Origin of the sequence: Janthinobacterium sp. HH104 (genome assembly GCF_001758715.1) — a bacterium.
GTDB lineage: Bacteria > Pseudomonadota > Gammaproteobacteria > Burkholderiales > Burkholderiaceae_D > Janthinobacterium > Janthinobacterium aestuarii.
In genome coordinates, this window is the sequence record NZ_LRIB01000050.1 from 79841 (window position 1) to 95164 (window position 15324).

Consider the following 15324-nt stretch of genomic DNA (forward strand, 5'->3'; position numbering starts at 1 on the left):
GACTGTCCCATGACCAATACCAAGACCATCACCATGAATCTGATCCTGCAGGGCCTGGACGGCGATAGCGCCCGCCTCGAACGCATCGCCGCGCTGGCCGCGCCAACGTCCGTCACGCGCCTCGGCCCGAACGCCGTGCGCTGCGAACAGATCGCCTATTCGCCCGCGCTGCGCCCCACGATCGAAGTGGCGGCCCAGGCGGCGCAGCTGGACGCCACCTATATGATGGGACAGCGCGAACTCAGCGAATTCAAGCTCGTGGCGATGGACATGGATTCGACCCTGATCACCATCGAGTGCATCGATGAAATTGCCGACATGCAGGGTTTGAAACCGCAGGTGGCGGCCATCACGGAAGCGGCCATGCGCGGTGAACTCGATTTTGCGGCCAGCCTGAAACAGCGCGTGGCCCTGCTCGAAGGCCTCGATGCGTCGGCCCTGCAGCGCGTCTACGACGAGCGTTTGAAGCTGTCGCCGGGCGCGGAAGCCATGCTGGCGGCCGTGCAAAAGGCCGGCCTGAAAACCCTGCTGGTGTCGGGCGGCTTTACCTTCTTCACCGAACGCCTGAAGGAACGCCTGGGCCTCGACTACACGCATGCAAACGCACTGGAAATCATCGACGGCAAGCTGACGGGCAAAGTCTTGGGCGGCATCGTCGACGCCGAGGAAAAACAGCGCACAGTGGAGCGCGTGTGCGCAGAGATGGGCATTACGCCATCGCAGGCCATCGTCATGGGCGACGGCGCCAACGATTTGAAGATGATGGGCATCGCCGGCCTGTCCGTCGCTTTCCGCGCCAAGCCCGTGGTGCGCTCCCAGGCCGACGTGGCGCTGAACTTCGTGGGACTCGATGGTTTGCTCAACGTCTTGAGCTGAGTCGGCGCCAGCTTGGCGCTATCTGGCGGGCGGTGCGCGCACGGCGGCACAAGTTTGCTATATTGCAAACTTGTGATCACCCCGCCAGCCCATCGTGAAAGAACACCGCATGCCGCCACCGCTGCCAGAAGAAATACAACGCCACCTCGATATATTCGTCGCCGCCGCGCAAACGGCCTTCGGCGCCGACCTGACCGCCGCCGTGCTGTTTGGCTCGGCCGCCGATGGCCAGCTGCGCGCCACCTCCGACGTCAACCTGCTGTTGCTGCTCAAGCGCTTTACGCCCGCATCGGCCGATGCGCTGCGCGGCCCCTTGCGCCTGGCGCACGCCGCCATCGATTTGCAGGTGATGTTCCTGCTCGAAAGCGAATTGCCCCAGGCCGCCGACGCCTTCGCCGTCAAGTTCGCCGACATCATCGCGCGCCACCGGGTGCTGCATGGCGTTGATCCTTTCGCCAGCCTGCACACGAGCCGCGACGCCGTGCTGCGCCGCCTGCGGCAAGTGCTGCTGAACCAGCAGCTGCGCATGCGCGAACGCTATATGCTCCTAAGCCTGACTGAAGAACAGCTGGCCGGCGCCATCGCCGATGCGGCCGGTCCCCTGCGTTCGGCGGCAGCCTCGCTGGCGCAGCTCGAGGGCAAACCTGCGCAGTCCGGCAAGCAGGCGCTCGAAGCATTTGTCGACCAGCTGGGCGACCCGGCCCTGCACGTGGCTTTGCACACCATGTCGGCCGCGCGCGAAACGGCGCGCCTGGCGCCGGGGCAGGCCCTCCCCGCCTTCACAAGCCTGATGGCGATTACCGAACGCCTGCGCGAACACGCGGAGCAGATGCGGTGAACGGCTACAATCCTTTTGACTGGAGCGGGCCATCGTTCCTGCTGGCCTACCTGATCTTCGGCACGCTCGTGTACTACCTGGCGCGCGAGCTGCTGATCCGCATGGAATTGCGCAATCCGCACGCCCAGCTGTCGCTGGCCGATGATCCCTACCGCATTGCTTTTTTGCGTGGCGGCGCGCTCGAAGCCGTGAAGATCGCCGCCATCGTGCTGGTCGACCGCGGCTTGCTGCGCGCCGACGGCCCGCTGCTGGAAACGGCCAGCGCCGACAGCCTGCGCTTTGCCAGCCACGACATCGAACGCGACGTGCTGCGGCTGTACCTGGGCCGCCAGGGCCACAGCAAGGAACTGGCCGTGCAGGCCGACATGCTGCCATCGTGCCGCGCCTACCAGGAGACGTTGACGCAGCAGGAATTGCTGGTCGGCCCGCCGCTGCTGCGCCGGCGCGAACGCATCACCTGGGCCGCGCACTGGCTGCTGGTGACGGTGGCCGGCGTCAAAGCCGTCATCGCCATCAGCCGCCAGCACTACAATCTGCTGTTCCTGGCGGCCCTGCTGGCGATTTTTCTCCTCATGCTGCGCGGCTTGCGCACCCAGGCGACCAGCTGGAGCGCGCAGCGGCTGCTGACCGACCTGCGCATGCTGTTCGGCCGCCTGAACATGCGCTCGGCGCGCCTGCAGGCGGGCAGCAGCAGTGCCGACATGGCCCTGCTGGCCGCCATCTTCGGCATCGGCGCCCTGCCCTTGTCCGTGTACGCCTATGTCGCCGAGCTGTATCCGGCGCCCCGGCAAAATGGCGGTGGCGACTCCTCGTCCAGCAGCACGGGCGACTCGGGCGACTCGTCATCGGGCGGCGGTGGCGGTGACGGCGGCGGCAGCGGCTGTGGCGGTTGCGGCGGTGGCGGCGGCTGTGGCAGTTAGCAAGGACGCCACGCGCGACCGCGTCGGCCTGGGCTGGCGCGGCGAACTGGCTGCCGGCATCCTGTCCAACCTGGCGCGAATCGACGTGCTGGAAGTGATCGCCGACGATTATTACGGCGCCTCGCGCGCCGGCATTTCGGCCTTGCGCAGCCTGGCGCGCCAGGTGCCGGTCAGCCTGCATGGCGTGGGCATGGGGCTGGCCTCGACGATTCCCGCCAACCCGCGCCGCCTGCATGCGATGGCGCGCCTGATGCAAGCGGTGCAGGCGGAATCGTGGTCCGAGCACCTGAGTTTCGTGCGCGCCGGCGGCATCGAGATCGGCCACCTGGCGGCACCGCCGCGCACGCCGCACAGCGCCGCCGGCGCCATCGCCAATATCGCGCTGGCCACGCGCATCGTCGGCAGCGCGCCGCTGATGGAAAACATCGCCACCCTGGTCCAGCCGCCTGCCAGCACCATGGACGAAGCCGAGTGGGTGGCGCAGATTATCCACGGCGCGCAAGTGCCGCTGCTGCTCGACCTGCACAACCTGTATGCGAATGCCGTCAATGCTGGCGAGTCGCCGCAGGAACTGCTGCTGCGCCTGCCGCTGGACAGGGTCGGCGCCGTGCACCTGAGCGGCGGCCACTGGATCGCTGCGCCGGGCGGTGGCCAGCGCTTGCTGGACGACCACCTGCACGACGTGCCGCCCGAAGTCTTCGATCTGTTGACCGTGCTGGCGCGCCATGCACGGCGACCGTTGACGGTAATCGTCGAACGCGACGGCAATTACCCGTCGTTCAAGCATGTGCTGGGCCAGCTGGAACTGGCGCGCGCGGCCTTGCGCGCGGGGCGAGCCGCATGAGTTCCCCCGCACTGGAAACCTATCTGGCAAGGCTGTACACGGACGACGCCTTGCGTGCCGCCTTCCTGCTCGATCCCCGCGCGCAAGCCTTGCTGCATGGCTTGTCGCCGCAGGAAGCGGAGGCGATGGCGGCAATGGACCGCATCGGCCTGCAAATGGCGGCAGCGAGCTACCGCGCCAAGCGGGCGGCGCACAGTGGCCAACCCAGGCCGGCGCAACGCTGGTGGCGCAAGCTGCTGGCTGCCTGGACCTGACAGCTTACAGCTGCCACATACGCAGCGGCAGCAAGCCCCACCAAGCCAGCACCAGCAGCAGTTGCAAGGCCGCCAGCAAGGCCACCCAATCCCATTTCGCCAGCGAGCCCGCCTCGGCCGCCGTGCCGCGGCTGCGCCAGCAGCGGGCCAGGCCGAACGCCGTCGCCAGCGGCAGCGCGCCCGTCGTCAATGCCAGCAACACGCTGGCGATGGTGACGTCGCCCAGGCGCAGATAAGACTGGAAATAGAAAAACGGCAGCGGCAAGAGCAGCGCCAGCATGGCCAGCAAAGGCGCGAACAGATGGTCGCCCCGTTCCAGGCTGCGCCGCGCGGCCCGCCACACGCCCACCAGCAGCACGTACAGCAAGCCGGCCGCCCCGAGGGCCAGGCTGCCCCACAGCACCAGCATGCGCAGCATCGACGCGCGCTCATAGCTGCGCAAGCCGTCGCTGAGCACATGCTTGCCATCCTCCTGCATCAGCACGTGCGATGGCGTGCTGCGGTCGCTGGCGCGGAACAGCAGGCCGCCCACCGGTTCCAGCTCCTTCGGCTCGCCCTGGAACGGGATCAGGAACAGCGACTCGCCATCCCATTTCACACGCGTAAAGCCGAAGACGGCGTCGACCCAGGCCATGCTGGCCATGGGGCTGGGCGACGGCACGTAGACGCCCTGCCAGTTTTCCACCGTGGGCGCGGGCGTGCCGCGCGGGGCCGGCGCGCGCAGCGGCAGTTCCAGGTCGCGCAGCAGCAGGCGGTTGAAGCGCTCATAGTCGGCCTGCTCTGCATCCGTATTGAAGGCCACGAAGAAGGCGCTGTCCTGCTCCGGGTAGATGCACAGCATGGCGCGAAAACCGACAGTCGTGCCGGGATGGCAGGCACCCACCACGTTATGGCGGTCGCGTACGGCCAGCGCCAGGCCGTGACCCGTTGCCAGGCCCGCCTGCGCCGCATCCGTGCCGGCCGGTTCGGACAAGGCGCCCATCAGCGCCAGGTCGATGAACTGCGCGCCCTGCAGCTTGCCATCGCCCATCAGGAACTGCGCCAGCTTGGCCATGTCGGCCGCCGTGGTGGTAAATTGCGCGGCCGGACGCAAATACTGGGGCACGGCCGGCTGCGCCACGCCATGCTCGAAGTGGCCCATGGCCAGGCGCGGGTCCGCATGCGCTCCCGCCTGGGTGCTCATTTGCGTACTCATTTGCGTAACATAGGCAAACGTGCTGTCCGCCATGCCCAGCGGTTGCAGCAGCTGCGCGTCGAGGTAGCGTTCATACGGCTGGCCCGTGACCTTCTCGATCACCATGCCCAGCAAGCCATAGCCCATGTTCGAGTACGCATAGCGGCTGCCGGGCCGCGCGCGCACGCGCAGCAGATTGCGCCCACCGTCAAAGCCCTCGGCCAGTGGCGTCTCCGGCGCCGGGTTCAGGCTGAAGGCCTGCCAGAAGCGCACGTTATCGAGGCCCGACGTATGCGCGAGCAGGTGGCGGATGCGCACGGGGTCGCTGCCTTGCCACGGGTTTTTCAGCGCCAGTTCCGGCAGCACCTGCTGCAATGGCGTGTCGAGCGTGAGCTTGTCTTCGCTGACCAGGCGCAAGACGCCCAGCGCCAGCGCCACCTTGCCCACGGAGCCCACCTGCATGCGCGTGTCGGTCTGCATCGGTATGTTCTTGGCGGCATCGCGCAAGCCGGACGCGCCGACCTTGACTGTTCCGTCAGGCAAGACTTCGCTCCAGACGGCGCCCGCCAGGCCCTCGTCCTTCAAGCCGGCGGCGAACTCCGCCTCCAGGGTGGGGCCGGCAGCATGAGCCACGGTGGCACAGCACAGCAGCAAGGCTGGCACGGCGCGCTGCAGCCATGACCTCGCGCGCGCGGCCACAGTGGGATATCGATCTCGTTTCAACAATGTATTCTGCCTTTTTCCATGGACTGCGCTGCTGCGCCGCTTTGCTTGTTACAATTAAAAATTGAGCAACGACGGGAGCTTTCATGTCACAAGATATTATTTTGGATACCCAACTCCAGCAGACCAAAAACCTGGCCTGGTGGTTGTACCTGATACATGGCGCCAGCTTCGTGTTTTCGCTGGGCGCGTTTTCCTTCATTCCGCTCATCATCAATTACGTGAAGCGGGACGAGGCGGCCGGGACCTTCGTGTACAGCCATCACAGCTGGATGATCCGTTCCTTCTGGTGGTATGTGGCCTGGGTCGTCGTCGGCGCCATCCTGTGGGTCACGCTGATCGGCATTCCGCTGGCCATCATCGTGTGGGGCGTGGCCTGGCTGTGGAAAGCGTACCGCTTGCTGCGCGGCTTCCTCGACCTGAACAACAACAAGCCCGTGCCCATGTAACAAGTGCTTCGCGGCAAGCCAACGGCTTGCCGCCGCCTACATCGCCGCGAACGCCCGTTCGATATCGGCGATCAAGTCCTGCGGATCTTCCAGCCCCACGTTCAGGCGCACCAGCTGTCCCGGCATCTGCCAGCCCTTGCGCATGGCCGCGATGCGGTACGGCATCACCAGGCTGTTCGCACCACCCCAACTGTAGCCAATCTTGAACAACTGCAAGGCATCGACGAAGCGGTCCGTCTGCGCCTCCGTGTAGCGGGCATCGAACAGTACGGAAAACAGGCCGCCCGCGCCCGTGAAATCGCGCTGCCAGATGGCGTGGCCCGGGCAATCGGCGAACGCCGGATGCAGTACCGTGGCGATCTCGCCGCGCCCCTTGAGCCAGGCGGCCACCGTGCGCGCGCCCGCGTCGTGGGCGTCGAAGCGCAGCTTCATGGTGGGCAAGCCGCGCAGCACCAGGTAGGCATCGTCCGCCCCCACGCCCATGCCCAGACGCATGTGCGCCTGCGCCAGGCGGTCGTGCAGCGCCCGCTCGCGCGTGATCAGCGCGCCCATCAGCACATCCGAGCCGCCCGACTGGTATTTCGTCAGCGCCTGCATGATGATGTCCACGCCCAGGTCGAAGCCGCGCAAGGCCAAGCCCGCCGACCAGGTGTTGTCCAAGGCCACCAGCACGCCGCGCGCATGGGCGGCCGCGCAGATGGCGGGCAAGTCCGGCACTTCCATCGTCACGGAACCTGGCGCTTCGGTCCAGATCAGTTTGGTGTTTGGCTGGATCAGGGCGGCGATGCCTGCGCCGATCAGCGGATCGTAATAGCGGGCCGTGATGCCGAAGTCCTGCGACAGCCAGCGCCCCAGCTCGCGGTTCGGATTGTATATATTTTCCGGCAATAAAACGTCGTCACCCGTTATCAGCAACGCAAAGTCCGCCATGGCAATGGCCGCCAGGCCCGACGGCGCCAGCAGGCAGTATTGTCCCCCTTCGATTTCGGCCAGCCGCGCTTCCAGGGTGAAGGTGGTGGGCGTGCCGTGCAAGCCGTAGGTGTAGGCGTTCTTGTCTTTCCAGTCGCCCGAACGCATGGCCGCGACGTCCTTGAACAGCACGGTCGATGCGTGATGGATGGCGTTCGGGAACGCGGCAAAGCCTTGCGGCGCCTGGTAATCGCTGTGGATCAGCGCGGTTTGCGGAGATTTGGGTGTGGTCATGGCGTCGGGAAATAAAAAAAGGCGGATCAGCCTGTGCTGGTCCGCCTTGATTGTAAGGGCTTATGCCCTTGCCTGCCGTACGTATGACAGAGTGTTACACCTGCATAAAATTTTTATTCCGCAGCGCCCCACAAGTCATGCGCATCCGCGGACGTGATGGTCACGTCGACGAATTGGCCCACCGCCAGCTTGCGGTGCGGCTCGAACGGAGGCTTCACATACACGACGCCATCGATTTCCGGCGCATCGGCGGACGAGCGGCCCACGCCGCCGGAGCGGGTGACTTCATCGATCAGCACGCGCACGGTCTTGCCGACCTTGGCTTGCAGGCGTTTCTTGGAGATTTCTTCCTGCAGCAGCATGACGCGGCCGCGGCGCTCTTCGCGCAGCTCTTCCGGCACGGGGTTGGCGATGGCGTTGGCCGTCGCGCCTTCGACAGGCGAATAGGCGAAGCAGCCGAGGCGGTCGATCTGCGCTTCCTTGAGGAAGTCGAGCAGGTACTCGAATTCCGCTTCCGTTTCGCCCGGGAAACCGGCGATAAAGGTCGAGCGTATCGTCAGGTCCGGATTGATGGCGCGCCAGGCCTGGATGCGGTCGAGGTTTTTCTCGCCGCTGGCCGGACGCTTCATGCGTTTCAGGACGTCAGGGTGCGCATGCTGCATCGGAATATCGAGGTAAGGCAGGATGTGGCCGCCGCTCATCATCGGGATGATCTGGTCCACGTGCGGGTACGGATACACATAGTGCAAGCGCACCCAGGCGCCGTAGGACTTGGCCAATTCGCCCAGCGCTTCCGTCAGCTGCGTCATGTGGGTCTTCACGGGACGGCCATTCCAGAAGCCGGAGCGGAATTTCACGTCCACGCCATACGCCGACGTATCTTGCGAAATGACCAGCAATTCCTTGACGCCGGACTTGAACAGGTTTTCCGCTTCGATCATCAGTTCGCCGATCGGACGCGAAACGAGGTCGCCGCGCATGGACGGGATGATGCAGAAGCTGCAGCGGTGGTTGCAGCCTTCGGAAATTTTCAGGTAGGCATAGTGCTTCGGCGTCAGCTTGACGCCTTGCGGCGGCACCAGGTCGAGGAATGGCGCATGCGGCTTCGGCAGGTGCAAGTGGACGGAGTCCATCACTTCGGCCAAAGCGTGCGGGCCCGTGACGGACAGCACTTTCGGGTGCACCTTCATGATGATGTCGTCGCCGGCAGCATCTTTCTTGGCGCCCAGGCAACCGGTGACGATCACTTTACCGTTTTCAGCCAGCGCTTCGCCGATGGCGTCGAGCGACTCTTGTACGGCGGCATCGATAAAACCGCAGGTATTGACGATCACCAGATCGGCGCCAGCGTAGGATTTCGCCGTTTCGTAGCCTTCGGCGCGCAGTTGGGTCAGGATTTGTTCGGAGTCGACCAGCGCTTTCGGGCAGCCGAGCGAGACAAAGCCCACTTTCGGCGCCGCACCTGGCATGGCCAGCATGGCCTCGGGCTGGGCGGAAGGAACAGGAATACGGTGAATTTCAGACATAGTTGGCAGCTAGTAAAATGGTGAGGCGAATCGGCTATTGTACCCCGAGCCGCTCCTTGCTGGCAGAACTATGCTGTTTTGATGACGCCGATACAACTCACGGGCGATCAAATCGCCCGGTGAGCGTGTGGCATAGACTATTTCTTGTCCGTTGGCGGGACAGGCGGAACAAACGGGAACGTGCCGAACAGATTCTTGCTCTGGCTTTGCATCTGCTCCTGCATCTGCACGAACAGGCTCTTGCTCTGGTCGATGTAGTTGTTCATCATGCCTTGCATCATCGGGCCCTGGACATTCATGAACTGGGTCCACATTTCAGGGCTGAATGGCTTGCCTTCGAAGCTGCCGGCCGAGGTGCCCGTGAATTTGTGCTGGATATCGGTGAACGCTTGCACGTTCTTTTCCAGGTAGGATCCCATCATGCCCTGCATGGCGTGGCCATAGTAGCGGATGATCTGCGACAACACGCTGCTCGAGAACATCGGTGCGCCGTTCGCCTCCTCTTCCAGAATGATTTGCAGCAAGATGCTGCGCGTCAAATCTTCATTGGATTTGGCATCGACGACGGTAAACACCTCATTGTCCAACACCAGCTGCTTGACGTCCGTCAAGGTGATGTAGGAACTGGTTTGCGTGTCATACAGACGGCGGTTGGGATATTTTTTAATCAGGCGGTCTATACTTTTTTTTGCACTACTCATCACAAGTTCCACTTATTGCGCCGCAGCGCATACTGAGTTGATTCGAAAAAAAAGCGAACCAGGGTCCGCTTTCGCACCTGCCTACTTTTTGCATTATAGAGTGGAAAACAACTCCATTGCACATCAGGGTAGTAGATTCCCGCATTTATTGCAACGCAACTAAAAGTAGATTCCTGACAAGACCGGAGATTACGCCGGTCTTGTCAGCAAAAACGCTTTGTGAATTAATCCGCTCTGACTTTAACATACCGGCCCGGCGCCGCCTCGATAGCCGCGTGGCGCTTGTTGCCTGGCTTGCCCGGTGCCTTCACCTGGGCGCCGCCGTGTTCGGCCAGGAAGGCCGCCCATTCGGGCCACCAGCTGCCCACGTGCTCGGTCGCGCCTTCCATCCATTGCTCGGCAGTCAAAGGCTTGGCTTTCGCCGTGCGTGGCTTGTCATTGCTCCAGTAACTGCGCTTTTTCTTCGAGGCAGGATTGATCACGCCGGCGATATGGCCCGAGGCACCGAGGATAAAGCGGTTGGCTTTCGGGTTTTTCGGATTCAGCAAGGCCGTGCTGGCGTAGGCCGCGCCCCAAGGCACGATATGGTCTTCGCGCGAACCGTAGATGAAAGCGGGCGCGTCGATGCTGCTCAGGTCGACCTTTTCCCCGGCCACCGTCAGCTTGCCCGGCACTTTCAGGCTGTTTTCCAGGTACGTGTTGCGCAGATACCAGCAGAACATGGGGCCCGGCAAGCCCGTGCCGTCGCCGTTCCAGTACAGCAAGTCGAACGCGGGCGGCTCCTTGCCCTTCAGGTAATTCGACTGCACGTAGTTCCACACGAGGTCGTTCGGCCGCAAGCTCGAGAAAGTGCTGCCCAGGTCGCGGCCCGACATCAGGCCGCCCTTGGCCAGAGACTGCTCGCGCAGCGCCACTTGTGGCTCGTCGATAAAGACGTCAAGCGCACCCGTGTCGCAGAAATCGAGGAAAGTGGTCAACAAGGTCAGGCTGGCGGCCGGATTCTCGCCGCGTGCCTTGAGCACGGCCAGCGCCGTCGAGACGATGGTGCCGCCCACGCAAAAACCGAACATATTGAGCTTGTCCTGGCCGGAGATTTCCTGCGTCACCTTGATCGCCTCGATCACGCCTTGCTCGACGTAATCGTCCCACGTCAGGTGCTGCATGCTCATGTCGGGATTGCGCCAGGACATGAGGAACACGGTATTGCCCTGCTCCACCGCGTAGCGCACGAGCGAGTTTTCTGGCTGCAAGTCAAGGATATAGAATTTATTGATGCACGGCGGCACCATCAACAGCGGCCGCTGGTGTACCGTGGCCGTCGTCGGCGTGTACTGGATCAGCTGGAACAAGGCGTTTTCAAATACCACCGTGCCTGGCGTGGTGGCCACGTTGCGGCCCACTTCGAAGGCCGATTCGTCGGACTGCGAAATGCGGCCCTTCTGCATGTCAGCCAGCATATTGCTCAAGCCCCTGGTCAGGCTTTCGCCCTTGGTCTCGATCAGGGTTTGCTGGGCATCGGGATTGGTGGCAAGAAAGTTGGCCGGCGACATGGCGTCGACGATTTGCTGCACGGCAAACGCAATCTTTTGCTTCTGGTGCGGCGTCGCCTCCACGGCATCGGCCATGGCGCTGAGAAACTCCGCATTGAGCAGGTAGGCGGCCGCATTGAAGGCCGACAAAGGGCTGGCGTGCCAGGCGGGCGCGGCGAAGCGGCGGTCTTTCAATTCCGGCGCCTTGCCGGCCATAAAGTCGGCCCACAAGCCCGTCAGCTTGGCTACGTAGGCGTTTTTCAGTTGCTCGATCGCTTCCGGCTTGATGCTGGCGCCCGCATCCTGCAAAATGCCGGCAATCGGATTGCCCTGGGGCTGCGGTACCATGTTGAACCACGTCTTCCACTGCTCAGGATTGCTGATCTGCGCCATCCATTCTTTGGTCATCATTTGAGGATCGGGCATATTCATAGGTATATGTAAGTCCATTCAAGAATTAATAAATAATTACTTCCGGGCCACCTGCATGCAAACTTTTACTGACTGGCAATACCAATGATGCTCATGACCGCTGTTGCCTGGATCTATGTCGTTGGCCTCATGGCGCTGACGGAACCGTCCATCGTCGCCGGGGTGATGACCTTCTTGCTGTACTGCGTCATCCCACTGTCCATCCTATTCTATCTGACGGGCTCGCGGCGACGCAAACGCAAGGCCGTGCGCATCGCGGAACAGAAGGCGCGCGCCCAAGCCTCAGCAGACGATAAAACAAAAACGGCAGACACATAAGTGTCTGCCGTGCAGATTATTTGCGCCAGATCAAGCTGGCCTGTCTTCCCGTGACGCCATCGCGCCGGTACGAGTAAAACTGCGCCGCATCGCTGACGGTGCAGTATTCCCCGCCTGCCACTTGCGCCACGCCATCGCGCAGCAGCATGGTACGCGCCAGCGCATAGATGTCGGCCAGGTATTTGCCCGGCTTGCCAGCGATGGCGACGAAGGCGGCGCTCAATACTTGCCGTTCAACATCATCACGCGCGCCGTCGCGTAACGCTTGCAGCACGTCCTGACCCACTTCGAATTGCTGCGGACCAATGGCCGGCCCCAGCCAGGCGAGGATGTCCGTCGCGCCCTGCTCCCGCATTGCCGCAACCGTGCGCTGCAAGACGCCGTTGGCCAGGCCGCGCCAGCCCGCGTGGGCCGCACCGACGACGAGGCCATCGGTCGAACAGAAGAGTACCGGCAGGCAATCGGCCGTCATCACCACGCACACGGCACCAGGCAAGGCGGCGATACTGGCATCGGCGTCCGGCACATGGCCGTCCAGCTTGCCAGCATCGGCCACAACCACGCCATGCACCTGCGACAGCCAGGCCGGCTCGGCGGGCAAGATGGCCGCCAGCCGCGCGCGGTTGGTGGCCACGTGCGCGGGTTCGTCGCCCACGTGCGTGCCCAGGTTCAAGCCACCGCCGCCCTGCCCGTCACCATACGGACCCTGGCTCACGCCGCCCGCGCGCACGGTCGCCAGCGCGCCCACGTTCGCGGGCAAGCCGGGCCAATCGGGTATAAGGCAAGGCAACGGCGACGTCATCAGACCTGTTCCGGCTCGGGAATACCGGCGGTAGCGATCAGCTCGGCGAAATCATCGGCCAGCGGCACGATCCATTCGCACGCTTCCAGGGTGCCCGGATGCACGAGGCCCAGGCGGCGCGCCTGCAATGCCTGGCGCGAGAAGACGGACACCAGGTGCTGCTTGCCGTACACGTAGTCGCCGACCAGCGCGAACCCCAGATGCTGCATGTGCACGCGGATCTGGTGCGTGCGGCCTGTTTCCAGGCGGCATTGCATCAGGCTCACGGGACGGCGGTCGAGTTCGCCGCTGCCGATCAATTCATAGTGCGTGATGGCGGGTTTGGCGGTAAAGTTTTCCGAGACGGCCATCTTGACCCGGTCGCGCGGATGGCGCGCGATCGATGCATCGATGGTGCCCGCCATTTTCGGCGTGCCCCACACGAGCGCGAAATATTCGCGCTTGACGGTGCGCGCCTGCAACTGGCGCACGAGATCCGTTTGCGAAGCGAGGGTCTTGCCGACGACCATCAGGCCGCTCGTATCCTTGTCCAGCCGGTGCACGATGCCCGCGCGCGGCACGCCAGCCAGCTGCGGACAGTGGTGCAGCAAGCCGTTGAGCAAGGTGCCCGACCAGTTGCCGGGGCCCGGATGCACGACCAGTCCGGCCGGTTTGTTGATGACGATGATATGCTCATCTTCGTGCACGATGTTCAATTCCATCGCTTCCGGCTTAAAAGCCTCGTCTTCCGGCGCGCTTTGCGGCAGAATGACGATCTTTTCGTCGCCATAGGCGGTCATGTTGCGTTTGGCAACTTTTCCATCGACGGTCACGAAACCGGCTTCCAGCCACAATTGCAAGCGGCTGCGCGAGTATTGCGGCACCAGCTTGGAGATGACTTTATCGAGGCGGTGGCCGCAGGCGTCCGGCGTCAGTTCCAATGTAATCGGGGCCATTTCCTCGAAGACGTCGTCGGCGGCAAAATCGCCGTCAAACGCCTCTTCGGCAGCATGGTCAGAAAGGGAGTCAAACGCGGGGTCAGCCAAATTAGGCTTCGGAGTTAATATCACAGCATTCCCATCGGCTATAATCAGCCTATTGTAAAATCTTGGTTAAAACCTTCTTGCAAAACGTCATGCAAAAAAAATTATCGTTGGTAGTCGCTTCAGTCGTTCTGCTCGGCATGTCCGCTTGCAGCTTGTTGCCTGAAAAAGTGGATGAGACCAAAAACTGGTCCGTTACGAAATTATACTCGGAGGCGCGTGAAGAAATGGCCGGGCAGCACTATGAAGCTGCAATCGGCCTGTTCCAGAAGCTGGAGGCTAACTATCCTTTCGGCAACTATGCTCTGCAAGCGCAGATGGAGATCGCTTACGCGTATTATAAGTCGGGAGACCAGGCGCAGGCACTGGCTGCCGTCGAACGCTTCATCAAGTTGCATCCGAACCACGCCAATGTGGACTATATGTACTACTTGCGTGGCCTGATCAGCTTTAATGACCAGATCAGCTTCCTGAACTTCCTGTACGAGCAAGACCCGACCGAGCGCGATCCGAAAGCTACGCGCGAAGCGTTTGCCGCCTTCAAGCAACTGGTCGACAAGTTCCCGAATAGTAAATATGCGCCCGATTCGCTGGCCCGCATGAACTATCTGATCGATGCCATGGCGAAATACGAAGTGCACGTGGCGCGCTATTACTACCGCCGCGGCGCCTACCTGGCCGCCGCCAACCGCGCGCAAACGACGGTCAGCGACTTCCGTGCCTCGCCGGCCATCGAAGAAGCGCTGTTTATCATGTACCGCTCGTATGACAAGCTGGGCTTGACCGACCTGCGCGACGATGCCTTGCGCGTGCTGACCAAGAACTACCCGAACACGGCATTCCTCAGCCCGGAAGGGGTGAATAAGGAACGCAAGTGGTGGAAATTCTGGCAGTAAGCTGCAATAAAAAACCGGGCTAGCCCGGTTTTTTTACTTATTCGCCCACTTTGCGCCGAAACACCCAGTTAGTATCGTTCGACGCCTCCGGCACATACGCATAACCATCGACGTCGAACTGCTTCAGCTGCTCGGGATCGCGGATCTGATTGACGGCCGCATAGCGGGCCAGCATGCCGCGCGCGCGCTTGGCGTAGAACGAGATGATTTTGTATTTGCCGTTCTTCCAGTCCTCGAACACGGGCGCGATGACGGGCACGTCCAGCTGGCGCGGCTTGACGGATTTGAAATATTCTTCGGAAGCCAGGTTGACCAGCACTTTCGCGCCCTGCTCCTTCGCCGTGCGGTTCAGGCCGTTGGTGATGGTGTCGCCCCAGAACGCATACAAATCCTTGCCGCGCGCGGTCGACAGCCGCGTGCCCATTTCCAGGCGGTGCGGGTGGATCAGGTCCAGCGGGCGCAGCAAGCCGTACAGGCCCGACAGGATGCGCACGCGCGACTGGGCATAGTCGAGCTGGGACGGCTGCAGGCTGCGCGCCTCGAAACCGGCATACACGTCGCCATTGAAGGCCATGATGGCCTGGCGCGCGTCATCAAGCTGGGGTGTCCAGGACGCGTAGCGGGCCACGTTCAGAGCCGATAAGGCGTCGGAAATGCCCATCAGGCTGCCCACTTCGGCGGGCGAAAACTGGCGCATGCGGGCTATGAGCTGGGCGGAATGGTCGAGAAAATCGGGAGTGCTGTGCAACGAGGTTGTTGGCGGCGTCTCCAGGTCGAGACTCTTGGCGGGCGAAAGCACGATCAACATAAATTATCA

General features: G+C 62.7%; 16 protein-coding genes. 8 read left to right on the forward strand and 8 right to left on the reverse strand.

Annotated elements, in window-relative coordinates; all coding sequences use genetic code 11:
• Positions 1–33 precede the first annotated feature (33 nt).
• From serB to JAB6_RS23745, 5 genes are all read left to right on the forward strand, one after another.
• Positions 34–876 carry a phosphoserine phosphatase SerB gene (serB, locus tag JAB6_RS23725; RefSeq protein ID WP_070305064.1) on the forward strand — a complete coding sequence of 281 codons (843 nt, stop codon included), beginning with the start codon at positions 34–36 and terminating at the stop codon, positions 874–876.
• A 109-nt stretch (positions 877–985) separates the two neighbouring features.
• Positions 986–1714 (forward strand): nucleotidyltransferase domain-containing protein, encoded by a 729-nt coding sequence (locus tag JAB6_RS29455; protein WP_175444607.1) that lies wholly within the window; start codon positions 986–988, stop codon positions 1712–1714.
• Positions 1711–2634, forward strand: coding sequence for a TIGR04222 domain-containing membrane protein (locus tag JAB6_RS23735; protein ID WP_070305024.1), 924 nt, complete (start codon positions 1711–1713; stop codon positions 2632–2634). The genes JAB6_RS29455 and JAB6_RS23735 overlap by 4 nt, the downstream gene beginning before the upstream one ends.
• Entirely contained in the window at positions 2624–3478 is an 855-nt protein-coding gene (locus tag JAB6_RS23740; protein WP_070305066.1) for a DUF692 family multinuclear iron-containing protein, read from the forward strand. The genes JAB6_RS23735 and JAB6_RS23740 overlap by 11 nt, the downstream gene beginning before the upstream one ends.
• Positions 3475–3732, forward strand: a complete 258-nt coding sequence (locus JAB6_RS23745; protein WP_070305026.1) for a hypothetical protein — start codon at positions 3475–3477, stop codon at positions 3730–3732. The genes JAB6_RS23740 and JAB6_RS23745 overlap by 4 nt, the downstream gene beginning before the upstream one ends.
• A 4-nt stretch (positions 3733–3736) precedes the next feature.
• On the opposite strand, the gene JAB6_RS23750 is transcribed toward JAB6_RS23745, so the two are convergent.
• Positions 3737–5629, reverse strand: a complete 1893-nt coding sequence (locus tag JAB6_RS23750; protein ID WP_175444608.1) for a serine hydrolase — start codon at positions 5627–5629, stop codon at positions 3737–3739.
• Between the two features lie 86 nt (positions 5630–5715).
• Between JAB6_RS23750 and JAB6_RS23755 the strand changes: the two genes are divergently transcribed.
• The gene (locus JAB6_RS23755) at positions 5716–6078 is read left to right on the forward strand and encodes a membrane protein (protein ID WP_034755352.1); all 363 of its coding nucleotides are present in this window, start codon (positions 5716–5718) and stop codon (positions 6076–6078) included.
• 36 nt (positions 6079–6114) lie between these two features.
• On the opposite strand, the gene JAB6_RS23760 is transcribed toward JAB6_RS23755, so the two are convergent.
• From JAB6_RS23760 to phaC, 4 genes are all read right to left on the reverse strand, one after another.
• Positions 6115–7281 carry a cystathionine beta-lyase gene (locus JAB6_RS23760; RefSeq protein ID WP_070305027.1) on the reverse strand — a complete coding sequence of 389 codons (1167 nt, stop codon included), beginning with the start codon at positions 7279–7281 and terminating at the stop codon, positions 6115–6117.
• Positions 7282–7394: 113 nt separating this feature from the next.
• A complete protein-coding gene (gene rimO, locus JAB6_RS23765; RefSeq protein ID WP_128143344.1) occupies positions 7395–8750 on the reverse strand; it encodes a 30S ribosomal protein S12 methylthiotransferase RimO in 1356 nt (451 codons plus the stop codon).
• A gap of 194 nt (positions 8751–8944) precedes the next feature.
• On the reverse strand, positions 8945–9508 hold the full coding sequence (phaR, locus tag JAB6_RS23770) for a polyhydroxyalkanoate synthesis repressor PhaR (protein ID WP_010399000.1): 564 nt from the start codon (positions 9506–9508) through the stop codon (positions 8945–8947).
• Positions 9509–9732: 224 nt separating this feature from the next.
• Complete coding sequence (gene phaC, locus JAB6_RS23775) at positions 9733–11448, reverse strand: class I poly(R)-hydroxyalkanoic acid synthase (protein ID WP_083292952.1); 1716 nt, start codon at positions 11446–11448, stop codon at positions 9733–9735.
• A 105-nt stretch (positions 11449–11553) separates the two neighbouring features.
• Here phaC and JAB6_RS23780 point away from each other — a divergent pair, with 105 nt between their 5' ends.
• Positions 11554–11787 (forward strand): hypothetical protein, encoded by a 234-nt coding sequence (locus JAB6_RS23780; RefSeq protein ID WP_254671768.1) that lies wholly within the window; start codon positions 11554–11556, stop codon positions 11785–11787.
• A gap of 16 nt (positions 11788–11803) precedes the next feature.
• Here the strand turns inward: JAB6_RS23780 and pgeF are convergent, their stop codons facing one another.
• Together pgeF and JAB6_RS23790 are read right to left on the reverse strand one after the other, a co-directional pair.
• Positions 11804–12589, reverse strand: coding sequence for a peptidoglycan editing factor PgeF (gene pgeF, locus JAB6_RS23785; RefSeq protein WP_070305031.1), 786 nt, complete (start codon positions 12587–12589; stop codon positions 11804–11806).
• Complete coding sequence (locus JAB6_RS23790; RefSeq protein ID WP_034755341.1) at positions 12589–13614, reverse strand: RluA family pseudouridine synthase; 1026 nt, start codon at positions 13612–13614, stop codon at positions 12589–12591. Before JAB6_RS23790 ends, pgeF begins: the two co-directional genes overlap by 1 nt.
• Positions 13615–13703: 89 nt before the next feature.
• On the opposite strand from JAB6_RS23790, the gene JAB6_RS23795 reads away from it, so the two are divergent.
• Complete coding sequence (locus JAB6_RS23795) at positions 13704–14507, forward strand: outer membrane protein assembly factor BamD (RefSeq protein WP_034755339.1); 804 nt, start codon at positions 13704–13706, stop codon at positions 14505–14507.
• 37 nt (positions 14508–14544) lie between these two features.
• Here the strand turns inward: JAB6_RS23795 and yaaA are convergent, their stop codons facing one another.
• Entirely contained in the window at positions 14545–15315 is a 771-nt protein-coding gene (gene yaaA / locus JAB6_RS23800; protein WP_070305032.1) for a peroxide stress protein YaaA, read from the reverse strand.
• Positions 15316–15324 lie beyond the last annotated feature (9 nt).

Bases quoted from the DNA above. Each gene is read 5' to 3' on its own strand.
- serB (WP_070305064.1), top strand. From the start codon at position 34: ATGAATCTGATCCTGCAGGGCCTGGACGGCGATAGCGCCCGCCTCGAA.
- JAB6_RS29455 (WP_175444607.1), top strand. From the start codon at position 986: ATGCCGCCACCGCTGCCAGAAGAAATACAACGCCACCTCGATATATTC.
- JAB6_RS23745 (WP_070305026.1), top strand. From the start codon at position 3,475: ATGAGTTCCCCCGCACTGGAAACCTATCTGGCAAGGCTGTACACGGAC.
- JAB6_RS23755 (WP_034755352.1), top strand. From the start codon at position 5,716: ATGTCACAAGATATTATTTTGGATACCCAACTCCAGCAGACCAAAAAC.
- JAB6_RS23760 (WP_070305027.1), bottom strand. From the start codon at position 7,281: ATGACCACACCCAAATCTCCGCAAACCGCGCTGATCCACAGCGATTAC.
- rimO (WP_128143344.1), bottom strand. From the start codon at position 8,750: ATGCCAGGTGCGGCGCCGAAAGTGGGCTTTGTCTCGCTCGGCTGCCCG.
- phaR (WP_010399000.1), bottom strand. From the start codon at position 9,508: ATGAGTAGTGCAAAAAAAAGTATAGACCGCCTGATTAAAAAATATCCC.
- phaC (WP_083292952.1), bottom strand. From the start codon at position 11,448: ATGATGACCAAAGAATGGATGGCGCAGATCAGCAATCCTGAGCAGTGG.
- JAB6_RS23780 (WP_254671768.1), top strand. From the start codon at position 11,554: ATGATGCTCATGACCGCTGTTGCCTGGATCTATGTCGTTGGCCTCATG.
- pgeF (WP_070305031.1), bottom strand. From the start codon at position 12,589: ATGACGTCGCCGTTGCCTTGCCTTATACCCGATTGGCCCGGCTTGCCC.
- JAB6_RS23795 (WP_034755339.1), top strand. From the start codon at position 13,704: ATGCAAAAAAAATTATCGTTGGTAGTCGCTTCAGTCGTTCTGCTCGGC.
- yaaA (WP_070305032.1), bottom strand. From the start codon at position 15,315: ATGTTGATCGTGCTTTCGCCCGCCAAGAGTCTCGACCTGGAGACGCCG.